General features: G+C 67.7%; 10 protein-coding genes. 2 read left to right on the top strand and 8 right to left on the bottom strand.

The features are described from left to right. Nucleotides 1-10: 10 nt before the first annotated feature. The 5 genes from GRC12_RS04730 to GRC12_RS04710 form a co-directional block, all read right to left on the bottom strand. Nucleotides 11-1,099: a catalase family protein gene (locus GRC12_RS04730; protein WP_208777601.1), complete on the bottom strand. Its 1,089-nt coding sequence runs from the start codon at nt 1,097-1,099 to the stop codon at nt 11-13. A 27-nt stretch (nt 1,100-1,126) separates the two neighbouring features. Continuing rightward, entirely contained in the window at nt 1,127-2,467 is a 1,341-nt protein-coding gene (locus GRC12_RS04725; protein ID WP_208777599.1) for a Dyp-type peroxidase, read from the bottom strand. Between the two features lie 13 nt (nt 2,468-2,480). Continuing rightward, the gene (locus GRC12_RS04720) at nt 2,481-3,089 is read right to left on the bottom strand and encodes a hypothetical protein (protein ID WP_208777597.1); all 609 of its coding nucleotides are present in this window, start codon (nt 3,087-3,089) and stop codon (nt 2,481-2,483) included. A 543-nt stretch (nt 3,090-3,632) separates the two neighbouring features. Continuing rightward, entirely contained in the window at nt 3,633-4,880 is a 1,248-nt protein-coding gene (locus tag GRC12_RS04715; RefSeq protein WP_208777594.1) for an MFS transporter, read from the bottom strand. A 194-nt stretch (nt 4,881-5,074) separates the two neighbouring features. Beyond that, nucleotides 5,075-6,133 (bottom strand): hypothetical protein, encoded by a 1,059-nt coding sequence (locus GRC12_RS04710; RefSeq protein ID WP_308286474.1) that lies wholly within the window; start codon nt 6,131-6,133, stop codon nt 5,075-5,077. 512 nt (nt 6,134-6,645) lie between these two features. Between GRC12_RS04710 and GRC12_RS04705 the strand changes: the two genes are divergently transcribed. Further along, nucleotides 6,646-7,323, top strand: coding sequence for an HdeD family acid-resistance protein (locus tag GRC12_RS04705; protein WP_208777591.1), 678 nt, complete (start codon nt 6,646-6,648; stop codon nt 7,321-7,323). 135 nt (nt 7,324-7,458) lie between these two features. On the opposite strand, the gene GRC12_RS04700 is transcribed toward GRC12_RS04705, so the two are convergent. The 3 genes from GRC12_RS04700 to GRC12_RS04690 all read right to left on the bottom strand — a co-directional run bounded on the left by GRC12_RS04700 (nt 7,459) and on the right by GRC12_RS04690 (nt 11,041). Then, nucleotides 7,459-8,580, bottom strand: a complete 1,122-nt coding sequence (locus tag GRC12_RS04700) for a PP2C family protein-serine/threonine phosphatase (protein WP_208777589.1) — start codon at nt 8,578-8,580, stop codon at nt 7,459-7,461. Between the two features lie 232 nt (nt 8,581-8,812). Beyond that, nucleotides 8,813-9,202, bottom strand: coding sequence for a hypothetical protein (locus tag GRC12_RS04695; protein WP_308286473.1), 390 nt, complete (start codon nt 9,200-9,202; stop codon nt 8,813-8,815). Between the two features lie 174 nt (nt 9,203-9,376). After that, a complete protein-coding gene (locus GRC12_RS04690) occupies nt 9,377-11,041 on the bottom strand; it encodes an FAD-dependent oxidoreductase (protein ID WP_208777585.1) in 1,665 nt (554 codons plus the stop codon). Nucleotides 11,042-11,422: 381 nt separating this feature from the next. Here GRC12_RS04690 and GRC12_RS04685 point away from each other — a divergent pair, with 381 nt between their 5' ends. Next, nucleotides 11,423-11,974, top strand: coding sequence for a hypothetical protein (locus GRC12_RS04685; RefSeq protein WP_244372022.1), 552 nt, complete (start codon nt 11,423-11,425; stop codon nt 11,972-11,974). Nucleotides 11,975-12,384 lie beyond the last annotated feature (410 nt).

Here is a 12,384-nt window from a genome sequence, read left to right as displayed (position 1 = left end):
GGGGCCCGGGTCAGGCGGGAAGCTCCTTGATGTCGGAGGGTTCCTGCGGCTCGATGCCGTTGAAGCGGTGGCGGAAGTCGCTGGAGGCGGGGTACGCGGCGCGACGCGAGCGCATGATGGAGCCGAGCGGGCGGTGCGCCTCGAGGGCGTGCCAGGGGCTGAAGGAGAGGACGTCGTCGGCGTAGCGACGGCGGGCGTCGCTGTAGGCGTCCTGGGCGGGCAGGTGCAGCACGGCCACGGTCTGGTGCGGTGACAGCTCCTCGGGCCACAGGACCGAGGCGTCCTCCACCGGCATCCGGTCGATGTCCGTGCACAGCTGGGCGCGGATGTCGTACTCGGCGCTGTTGTCTGCGAAGAAGTCGGTGACGAGGTCGCGCAGAGCCGACTCGCCGGCCTTCTTGTCGACGTGGCTCCTGGTGAGGGCCTTGACGTTCGCCGAGCGGGGCGCGGCGGACATCTTCGCCACGTGGTCGCCGTAGCGCAGCGCGGCCATGGAGTGGAAGGTCTCGCCGAGGATGTGGTCGTTGGCGGCGGCCAGGGTTTCGACGGCGGGCGGTAGCGGGCGTCCGAGACGGGTGAGGGCCTTGGCGGCCACCCGGGCGGCCGCACCGGTCAGCTGGAGCTGCTGGTCGCTCTGGCGGGGCTGTTTCTCCAGCAGGTCCTGGAGTTTGGCGTACTCGGCGATGTTGCCGAAGGGCAGGGTGGGGTGGTTGACGAGGAGGAAGTCCTGGGTGGTGAAGCCGTCGTCGAGGGCGCGGGGCCCGGGGGCGCCGATCACCTTCATCGCCAGGCCGCGCTGGACGGGCACCTGGTCGGAGCGCAGGTCGCCGGGGGCCGACGAGAGGCGGACGATCACCGGGTAAGTGGCCGGTTCGGCGAAGAGGCCCTGGGCGAGGTGGGCCGGGAGGCCGGGCTGGATGCGTAGCTCGCCGGCGAGGACGCCGTGGCTCTTGGCGTGGGCGTCGCGCAGGCCGTGCCGGTGTTTGTCGGCGACCTGCCGGTTGGCCTTGCCCATGGCCGCGACGACCTGGCGGACGAGTTCGTCCTCGTCCGGAAAGGGCTGTTCGAGGTCAGGGCTGTAGGGGACGTACGAGGTCATGGGGAGTGCCTTCGCGCGAGGTGGGGGTCAGTTGCTGCTGAGCCAGCGGATGGCGGACAGGCTGGGCATGAAGAAGTACTCGCCGCCGAGCAGGGTGTTGAAGGACTGGATGTTCTGCACCCGGCGGGGCGGGGTGCCCGGCACGGTGAAGTAGGCGCCCTTGTCCTGGAGCGAGATCATCGGGTCCTTCTCCTTGCCCAGACCCATGAAGTTGCCGGAACCGACCCACTCGCTCTGCAGGAACTCGACGTTGTCGATGGCCCGGGCGCCGAGGGCGATGAAGTCCAGGCCGCGCGGCTTGCCGTCGTCCTTGAGGCGGTCCGGGGGCAGCGGGGTGCCGTAGGAGGTGCCGCGCCGGATGATCCGGCGGATGTTGACGTCGGTGAGGACCGTGAGCTTGGTGTCGCGCGGGTTCATCCGGCGGATGTGGGAGCCGAGCGGGGTGCGCAGTCCGCGCGGGTCGGCGGAGTAGTCGAAGTCGTTGATCCGGTTCGGGTCCTCGCCGATCGCGGGAGTGTCGCGTTCCGGGGTCAGGGCGAGGGGTGCGCCGCTGCGCCAGCGTCCGACGAGCTTGGCGGCCAGCAGCTCGCGCTCGGCCTCGGTGGAGGCGTTGTCGTGCAGCCACTTGTTGAAGGCGGCGACGTGGGAGTGGTACTTGCGGAAGACGACATAGGTGCCGTTGCGGCCCAGGACGTCAGGAGCCGGTACGGGCAGCGGTACGCCGGTCTCGCTCGGGTAGCCGAGGACGAACTCACCGGCCTTGATGGGCCGTCCGTCGCCGGGCAGCGGTTCGGCGCCACTGCCCTCCACCACCGGCTGGCTGAAGCCGTCCCGGTAGCCGAAGACGTTGAACCCGTCGGCCGCGAAGTCCTGGTGCGACAGCAGCCGCACACCCGGGACCGCGCCCAATTCCTTTTCGTAGGCGGCGACTTCGGCGCGCCAGTCGTCCTCGCTCGCGCCGTAGACCGTGACGGCCACGTGCACGCGAGGGGTGCCGAACGGGAACTCCCAACGGTCCGGCGCGTTCACGCCCGTGTCCCGCAGCCGCTCGGCACGGGCCGCCATCCCGGCACGGAAGTTGGCCGGGAAGGAGGCCAGTGAGGTCTCCGGCAGCCCCAGTGCGACCAGTCCCTGGTAGCTGAGGGCGAGGGCCAGCCAGGAAGGCTGTGGTTCGTCCCAGCGTGCCGCCGAGGTCACCCGCAGGGCCAGTCGGCGCAGCAGTTCCCTGCCCGCGGCCGGTTCGGTGATCTCCAGGATCGCGTGGGTGCCGAAGTAGGGCTCGGGCCGGGCCCGCAGCACGGTCGCCTGGATGTCGTCGAGGTCCAGGGTGGGCGGGCGGCGCAGCCGCCGGAACAGCGGGGAAGGCATGGTGCGCCTGCCTTCAGTTGAGGTCGGACAGGAACCGCTGTACGGCGGCCTCCTGCCGCTTGAGCCGGTGGCCTTCCGAGACGGTGAGGCTGGGGTGGGCGACGAACCACGCCTCCGCCGGGATCTGGTACTTGACGATGAAGTCCTTCACATCTGGCGAGGTGATGCCGGGCCAGCCCTCGACGTTGCTGAACAGGTAGTCCATGAACTCGGGGATCTTGGTGGCGAAGTCGTCGATGTAGGGGTCCCACTCGCCGTCGAAGGCGGTCGCGAACAGCAGCTTCGTGTCGTTGTCGAGGAACACGAACCGCATGTTGTGCAGGGTGCCGACCTGACCGGCGCCTGCCAGGTTCCCGCCGACCAGGTGGAAGAACTTCCGCAGCCGCTCGGCGCCGTTCGGCTTCAGCGGCAGGATCGTCGTCAGCTCGGACACCTCGCCGCTCTTGGCGCCGATCCGGCCGGCTGTGGTGACGGCGTGTTCGGCCATCTCCTCCTTGTCGGCGAGGATCTCGGCGGCCTTGAGCTTGAGGGCGATCTTGGCGTCCGACAGTGCGGTCTCGACCTTCTCGCGAACGGCATCCGGAAACTGCTGGAACTTCGCATGCAGGGCGTTTTCGCTCATGGCGTCTCTCCTTGGGGAAATGCGGCAATGCTCCAGATACCGCTATAAAAAGGCCGTCGCGAGACGGTGCGCAAGCGGGAAGAGGTCCATCTTCTGACTGTCTCAGCATAACTGATTACATCATCAGTTAACCGCTTCGGCTTGTCAACGTGCCACTCGCACGGCGGGCCAGGCTTAACGAGTTCATCGCAGCCGGAGGCCGTTGCCTGGTTGCCGGAGCTGATCGACTACTGCGGTGGTCGAGTGCGAGTGGGCCCCGAAGGGGTTCCCCCCGGACATGCGGTCGGCGACACCCGGCAGGGCGGCCCGGTCAGAGTGACTGTGCCCAGGCTGCGGAACTCTGATCGCCCACGACGGAACCGAGGCCCGCCAGGCCGGACGGGCACCCGGTGTGCCTCATGGACGTGCCCGCACCCTGCTCCTCCTCACCGGTAAGGCACTCCGCTGCGTGAGAGTGGGTCGGGCAGGCAGGACGGCGTCCTGGCAGACGCGCGCGAGCGCCGGAGAACTGCCGTCCATCCAGCATCCGCCTGCGTGTCCAGCTCAGCCGAGCACCGGATCTTCGGAGACGGGCAGTGGTTGTGCAGGCTTCGGGGCCAGTGCGCGGATGGAGGGGGTGGCGACCATGGTCATGGTCGCCAGGAGGATGAGCGCGGCGGCCGCGTAGAGCGTGGCATGCAGGCCGAGGAGGAGTACGGCGGGTCCGGCGGCGAGCTGGGCGAGCGGAAGCGCGAGGTAGGAGCCGAGATCGTCGTAGGCGTAGACGCGGGCAAGGCGGTCCTCGGGGATCTGCTCGTTGAGGGTCGAGTACCAGGCGACGCCGGCCTGTTCGACGCCCACGCCCGCCACGAAGTTGGCCACGACCAGCAACCAGGTGTGCGGGGCCAGCGCGAGCAGCAGCGGGGTCGTCGCTGTCAGGCCCATCAGCGCGCAGCCGACCAGGATCGCGCGCCGGGGCCGCCATCTCAGCGACAGGACGCCACCGGCGACCGCGCCGAGGGAGGATGCGGCGAGTGCCAGGCCCCAGCCGGTGCGGCCGATCGGGGTGGTGTCGGCGACGGCCGGGCCGAGGACGGTGAACGAGGCGGTCAGGCCGGCGTTGAGGAAGCAGAAGGCCACCACGATCACCCACACCCAGCTGCGGGAGGTGAACTCCCGCCAGCCCACGCGCAGTTCATGAATTACACCAGGGCTGGGCGAGGGCGGCGCGACCTGGACGCGGACCAGCGTGAAGGACGCGGCGGCGAGCGCGAAGCTGAGGGCGTCGAGGGCAAGGCCCCAGCCGGGTCCGATCGCGGCGACCAGTACGCCGCCGAGGGCGGCGCCCGCGATCGTCGCGGTGTTGCCCGCGATCCGGGAGAGCGCGAGGGCGGCGCGGCGGGACTCGCCCGGGACGGTCTGGGGAAGCAGGGCCTGGGCGGCGGGCTGGTAGCAGGAACTGCTCGCCCCGTTCACCGCGGCGAGCAGCATGAGCAGGGGGATGGCCGCGCTGTGCGCGAGGACCAGGGCTGCGGTCACCGCTTGGCTCGCGGCGCTGACCAGGCTGCTGCCGACCAGCAGCGGGCCGCGCGGCAGGCGATCCGCCAACACCCCGCCGTACAGCAGGAAAAGGATGCCGGTGAGGGAGCGGGCGCCGACCACCAGTCCGAGCGAGCTGACTGAGCCGGTGGCGTCGAGCACGGCGAAGGCCAGGGCGATCGGCGCCACTCCGTTGCCGAGCAGGTTCGCCGTCGTACCGGTGAGGAGGTGACGGAACGGGCTGTGACGCAGAGGCGCCAGGGCGGCGGACATGTGCTCGATCGTCGAGTTGCGTGGCGCACCCGTCAACGTGTTTTTCGACCGCAGGATACGCCCGGCGGCTCTCCGGCCCTGGCCACCCGCGCCGCCCTCCGTGCAGAGGCGTGGACGTCGTCGCTGCTGGAACCGTCAGTAGTTAGTGGCGGCTGGGACGGCGGCAGTTGCTGATCCGGCCTGCGATGCCCACGTCACAGCGTCGCGTGGGAGACGGTGATCAGGTAGGTGCCGTAGAAGAGTGAGACACCGGCCGTTGTGGCGAGCAGGACCACGAGCGTGCGCAGGCGGCTGCGCGCCAGATGGAGGGCGAGCGGGAGCAGCAGAGGAAAGGCAGGCAGCAGGAACCTCGGCTTGCTCGTGAAGAAGTGGGTGCCGCCGACGCTGATCACGACGAGTGCCGCGCAGTACGCGAGCAGGGGCGCGGGCATCCTGTTCACGACGCAGAAGACAAAGAGCAGCAGTGAGCCGAGGACGATCGCCGCGGTCACGTAGCCGACCAAGGTGTCGTGCCCGATGATCAGGTGCTTGATCATGTGGGCGGTGTAGTGGCCGAAGTCGAACCGTGAGCCCCACAGGCTCTGCACCCGGAAGTAGCCGAGGGGGCTGTGGGTGCGTAGGCCCACCCAGCCGACGTAGCTGAGCCATCCGAGGGGAGCCAGGGCGGCGGCCGCCCAGGCGCGTGGAACGGTGGGCTCACCGGCGCGGCGCAGCTGCCAGAGATGAGCGACGGCCCCGATGACGACGGCGACCGCCACGGCGATGCCGTTGGGACGGCACAGGCCGGCCAGCACCGCCAGCGTTCCCGCAGCCAGCCAGCGACGAGTCAGCACCGCATACAGCGCCCACGAGGCGAAGGCCGTCATGAGGGCCTCGGTGTACGCCATCGTCAGAATGATCGCGTGCGGCTGCAGCGCCCACAGTGCGACGAGGATGATGCCCACGCGTCGCGTGTGCAGCAGCTCGCCCACCGCGTACACACCCCAGGCCGCGATCAGAGCAGCACTCCACGCGATGAGCAGCGCCGCGTTGATCGGGCCGATCGGCAGCACCGTGCTCACTGCGTGGATCAGGCCCGGGAAAAGGGGGAAGAACGCGAGGTCGTTGTAGACACTGTGGCCTCTTGGGGAGTGGGTGATCATGCCGTAGCCGTACTGGGAGATGTGCCAGTACCAGCGGCCGTCCCATTCCAGGCCGAGTACGGTGCGCGGGTGCTTGCCCAGGTGCAGCGACCACAGGGCCGCAAGGATCACACCTGTGAGCCGTAGGGAGACGAACAATGCCAGGGCCGGCAGCGCATTCCTCGGCTCGGGACGATGCCGCCACTGCCGAGACGGTTGACGGAACCTCGGTACGAACCGCTGCGTGAGCGTGTCGCTCGCCGTCGTGAGGCTGTCGCCCAATTCGACCCCCTTCTCTGCCCTGCAGGAGGGAGGGGCCGGGGGCAAGGTTCCACTGATGGGAAATCTCTTACGTCGTGAAACATGGGGACATTCGCCGCACCTGCGGATAATGCCGGAGTACAAGTGCGTCACATGCCGGGATCTTGAGCTGATGGGCGCCGCGGGCCACGCGGTCCCGTCCGTCTCACCCGTATTCGCGGCGCCGTACGAAGCTCAGGGCGATCCCGCCCCGCGGGACGTTCAGCCAGAAGGTGAGCAGCAGGTAGGCAGCGATCTTTCGTCTTTGCCGGGCGGCACGGGGCTGAGCGGAGGAGGATGGAGGGACCGGTCCGCCCACTTTGTTCTTGGGAGGAGAGTGCGTCATGACATCACCCTCCGATCCGTCGCTCAGCGGTACCCAGTTCGGCCAAGAACCACAGGACGACTCCGTCAACGAACGCTTCGGCACGTTGGCGAACATGGGCTGGCAGATCCTGCTCACCACGGGCCTGGCCGCCATCGCCCTGGGGGTCGTCTTCCTCGCCTGGCCGGGGGAGACGCTCCGGGTCGTCGGTGTGCTTTTCGGCGTCTATCTGTTGGTCACGGGTGCGTTCCAGTTGGCCGCCGCCTTCGGCACACACGTTCCGGGGCATCTTCGGGCCCTGCACTTCATCACGGGTGCGCTCTCCATCCTGCTGGGGCTGATCTGCTTCAGGGGCGCGATGGAGTCGATTCTGCTGCTCGCCCTGTGGATCGGCTTCGGCTGGCTCCTTCGGGGCATCATGGCGACGGCCACGGCGGCCTCCGCCCCGGCCATGCCCGCGCGAGGCTGGATGCTGTTCTCCGGAATCATCGGCATGCTGGCAGGTATCGCGCTCATCGTCTCGCCGTTCGCCTCGATCGCCGTACTCACCTTGACCGCGGGCATCATGGCCATCGTGCTCGGAGTGGTCGAGGTGTTCCACGCGATCCGGATGCGCATCGAAGTCGGCCGTCTCGCTTCCGGTACGGCCGCCGAGCGACGGCCTCTCTTCCGCTCTCAGCCGCATCCCCAGCACTGACACGCAACGGCTTCCTGCGGCACACCGGCCACTCCCGCGCCCACGCCGCAGATCACCGACGGCGCTCCCGACCAAGGCAGCGCCACGTACACCACTTCCCGGCATAGAAGCCACCCGGGCTCAGGCTGCTCGAGATCAGGCTGTCAGACGACGGATCGCGACCACCGCCGCGTCGTCATTGAGGTGGTCGTTGACGTGCGCCAGCAGGTCGTCCTGGAGGAGGCGCAGCAGTTCGTCGGGGTCATCCTTGGCCCACTGCGGCGCCCGTTCGGTGAGGGGATAGAAAGCCCCCTCGGCGTTGCGGGCTTCGATGACGCCGTCGGTGTACAGCAGCAGCAGGTCGCCGACGTCGAACGAGAACGTCTGCACGTCGTAGACATCGAGGCCGAAGACACCGCCGAGCCCGATCGGCAGATGGCTCGCCTCGGGCACCAGTGGGGTGATGCGGTCTCCGCGCAGCAGCAACGGCGGCGGGTGGCCGCACGTGATCAGGTGGACGACCGGATCGTGGTCGGGGATGTCGAGCAGTATGGCCGTGGCGAAGTCCTCATTGGTGTCCTGCTCCGACGGGGGCCTCCACTGACTGGTGTCCCAGCGCAATGCGGCGTCCAGGTGGACGGCGAGACGGGGAAGGGTGGCCTGCCGATGGGCGGCCGCACGGAATGCGCCGAGCAGCAGTGCCGCGTTGTTGATCGCGGCCAGGCCGTTGCCTCGCACATCACCGATCAGCAGCCGAGTACTGTGCTCGGCGGTTCGCGCGACCGCGTACAGGTCCCCACCAAGATCCGCTTCCTCCTCGGCGGGCAGGTACAGACCGGCGATCTGGAGCGCACCCGTCTGCGCGGGCAGTGGCCGCAAGAGGACACTCTGCGCCGCCTCGGCCACCGATCGCACCCGACGCAACTGCCGCTCACGTCGATCCCGCACCACGCACACAGCGACACACACGACGGAGACAACGACCAGAGCAGCGATCTGGGCCTGGATGTTGGCGGTGGTCACGACCCCCCTGAGCAGACCGATCAGCACCTGCGCCAGCACTGCGAGGGCACCCATCAGCGCGGTCACCCGTGCCCCGGCGAAAGCCACCGTGATGGCGGGCGCCGCGACGAGCAGCGGACCGAGATGGATGTCCGGCGGCGCCAGTACGTCCACCACACACACGGTGACGATCAACGCAAGGGGAAAAACGACCAGCACGGGGACGTGACCCGGCCGCCAGAAACGCTTGAAATCCAGCCGCTGCCGAAAGCCCATGCCGCAAGCCTTCCACCACCCGCCCATCCGAGTATGCGCCACTCCGCGAACCGTCACCCTGCGAGACCGCAACGATCGTCGCCTCAGATCACATTTCAGGGAGCATCGAGGGCGGCGGAGATGAACTGTGACGTGCCCGGGCTTTCTGCCGGCACCGGCGCCATGTGACGGTTCCTCAGACGCTTTGCATCCACATGGCGCCCGGCGGCGTTTTGGCCCAGCGGCGGTGCGGCTAAGTGGTGTGCAGCGGCTCCCGGAAAGACTTGCGGAATACCGGTCCGGCCAGGGGAATGATCGAAGACTTCACCTTTGAGGTGAACGAGGTGGGGTGCCTTTCAAGTCTGACGTCGACGCGCGTGCCGTTGTCCGTGGGCGTCATGTGAAACTGCCATCCGCCCGAGCCGAAAGGTACTGAGTCATGCGTGGTGACGGTGACCGTGTTCTTCGAGGGGTCCCATTCGTAGCGTGCGCGTTCCCACGACTTGTTGTTTCCCTCGGTCACCTCCGCCCACATATCTCCACGCTCGTGGACCTGGAAGTGCTCGGCATCGATGGAGGGCCACTCCTCGACGCGGGAGGGGCTGAAGTTCGTCAACACCGCCATGACCTCGGCTGGGCTCATCGAGGAGTTCACGTGGAAGTGTAGGGATGGCATAACCTGCTCCCTGGTCCGAGAAGTACGCTCCACCTCTCAGGATGCACCTGCTCGCGAAGGCACGCACCAGCAGGTTTCTGGCGCATTGCCGTGCGATCAATACGACGCCCCTGCAGGACTGGGGACGGGCTGATGCCGCTGTCACAGAACTTGGGCGCCATCCGCTCTGCGTCGTTCGAAGACGAGCCGGACCGCCGCGGAACCTTCACCCACAGCGGCCGCGACCCGCTTCACGCTTCCGCTGCGCACGTCGCCGACGCAGAAAACGCCGGGTGTGCTTGTTTCATAGGGGAGCGGTAGGCGATGCGTTGTCGATGAGAAGGTGACGTCATGTCCGGTCAGCAGGAAGCCGTCGGAATCCATCGCCATCCGACCTTTGAGCCAATCCGTGCAGGGCGTGGCACCGATGAATACGAAGACGGCGCTGGCCGTCAAGGCGGAGCGCCTTTGGCTCACCCGGTCCACCACATCAAGCCCCGTGACCTCAGAGCCGGCGGAAATGCCGACGACCTCTGTTCGGACCCGCACGTGGATGTTCGGTTCGGCGGCGATCGCATCGATCAGGTAGCGAGACATCGAATGGTCCAAGTCGGCTCCTCGGACCACGAGGTGCACTGGTTGTGACGTACGGGCCAGGAACAACGCGGCCTGCCCCGCCGAGTTGGCGCCACCGATCACTGCCACCGGCCGCCCGCGCGAATACTTCGCCTCGACGACCGTTGCGGCGTAGTGGACGCCGTTGCCCTCCCAGGCTTCGATGCCCGGCACAGCCAGGCGCCGATAGCGCGCCCCGGTCGCGATGATCACGTCGCGAGCGCTGAATGCCCGGCCGTCGTCGCAGGTGACGGTGTGTATTCCGCCCTTGCTGGCGAAGGCTGCAGCGCGGGCGTTCCGGTGGAGGTGAACACCGAATTTTGCTGCCTGAATGGTCCCGCGGGCCGCCAGTTCGGCGCCGGGCAGACCGGCGGGGAATCCCAGGTAGTTCTCTATTCGTGATGAAGTGGCGGCTTGACCGCCAAAGGCGTCAGCATCCACGAGGGCCGTCCGAAGCCCTTCGGACGCGCCGTAGACCGCGGCGGCCAGCCCGCCGGGGCCACCGCCGACAATGAGCAGGTCGAAGATCTCATGACCCTCGCCCGCATCGGCGGGTTCACCGAACTCCGCAGCAATGTCAGCCGGTTGCGGGTTGCGGATCAGCGGTCGTCCAGGGACGAGAAGGACGGGCAGGTCTGACAGGGGTACCTTGAGCCTTCGCAGGATTGCTTCGGCTTCTGGCTGATCTTCGAGATCCAGCCACTCCACTGCCATCCTGCTGAAGGAGAACGAGTGCAACAGGACCCGGCATCGCTCGTCGTACCGTGAGCCGATGAGCGTGATGCCGGCACCCCTCCGCAGCAGGTTGGCCCGCCGTACGAGGAATGTCCGCAGGATGTACTCGCTGAGATCACTGTCTTGCGCAACGACTGTCTGGATCCGCTGCAGCGGCACCCGCAGCAACCGGCCCGCGGTTTTCATGACGCCGGTGAAGCGTGAGCGTTCGCCCGTCAGCATGCCGATCTCACCCAGAAACTCCGCGGGACCGTACCGCGCGACGAGCCGCTCCTCCGGCTGGCCGTACCGATCGACGATCTCCGCAGCTCCCTCCAGAACGACGAAGAAGTCGTAGGAAGCGTCACCTGCCAGAAAGAGAACGTCGCCGGGGGCCGCAGCGTACTGCGTTCCGACAGCCGACAGCCTCGCAAGCTGATCGCCGGACAGCAGCGATACCGGGGCCCACTCTGGCTTCTCCGGCGCAGGCTCGGCCATGGGGTACCTCGCTTCGCTGGGCGGGAGCCACCGAAGATTAAGACAGTGCAGCAGGTGCTGCAGTTGCTTCAAAAACGTGGAGGATTCTGGCGCCAAGACATCGGCCCTTACGCCGTTGCATCCCACTTTAGCCAAGCGCAGGGACGGCGACCTCCCCCCACTGTCCCGTAAACGCTCTCTGCGATGCGGGGGGAATCGACGAATACGGACCGGCTCTACGCCCTTGTAGACGGTGATACGACACCTTGACTGCGGCCATGACGACGTCTCGCCAATGCTTGTCCGGGGGATGGGAGTTGGGCCGGTTCTCCGGCACAGTGAACATACTCGGTCGAGGGGGGAGCCGTGGCGGATGACGAAGTACGGATGACGGAGCCTGGTTTGTTCGACCTGGATGCCGTCGTGGTCGCGCAGCCGAAGCGCTCGCGGTGGCGCAGATACCTGGGCCCCGCCCTGGCCGTGTCCACCCCGGAGGGAACCGCGCTTGCCACGGTCACCTGCACCGACGACACGCACTGCGTCCTCACCCACACCTCCGGCGAGGTCATCGTCCACATCGAGCATTCCGGGCCGGCAGAGTTCCGTTTCACCGACGCCGCGCAACGGGAGGTCGGCCACGCGGACGCCCCCGGAGTCTTCAAGTCCCTACAGCTCAAGCTCCAGACGGACCGGGGACGCCACCTCTTCCTCAGCCGGCCCGGGCTGCCGTTCACCCGATGGCATCTCACCGAGACCGCCCCGGAAGGAGTGCCCACCCAAGGGATTCTCGGTCGGGTCACGGTGAGCACCATCGACTCGTGGATCGGGTTGCAGCAGTACGTCGTCGACATGGACCCCCGCCTGGAGGCGAGCGATCGGCGGACCGTCGTCGCCGCCGTCATCTGTCTGCACCTGCTGCGCCGGCCTCCGGGTGACAGCACCGCGCCGACGTGACCGGAGTAGGCAGCAGGCGGGTGCGGCGACTTCGGCATTGATGCACGCGGGTCTCCCTCGCCTTTCACCGTGGGTTCCTGCGAGAGGCGCCTGGCCGCGTTCAGCAACGCATCCGTCGTGCGGCCGCCCAGGGTGCCGACCTTGCGGGTGGCGCCGTGGAGCATTGTGCGGACAGCTCTGGAACACCGCCACTGGTAGTCGGCCATCCGAGTGGCACGGACGAGATGGCCTCGTGGCACCACCACAAACTCGGGGTGTACTCCGGTCCGGTTGCAGAGCCTATCCAGGTGAGGGATGGTGAAGTAGGCAGCGCAGCCGCCTCCTGGAGGTGCGCGGAAACCACTCATGGTGAATTTCCCACGATACGCGCTGCGTTGGATAACCCCTTGAAGAACCCGCCCTGAATCCGC

This window comes from Streptomyces griseorubiginosus (assembly GCF_017614965.1).
GTDB classification, from domain to species: domain Bacteria; phylum Actinomycetota; class Actinomycetes; order Streptomycetales; family Streptomycetaceae; genus Streptomyces; species Streptomyces griseorubiginosus_B.
Note: the sequence above shows the minus strand (reverse complement) of the source record. Positions and strands in the feature narration are given on the sequence as shown.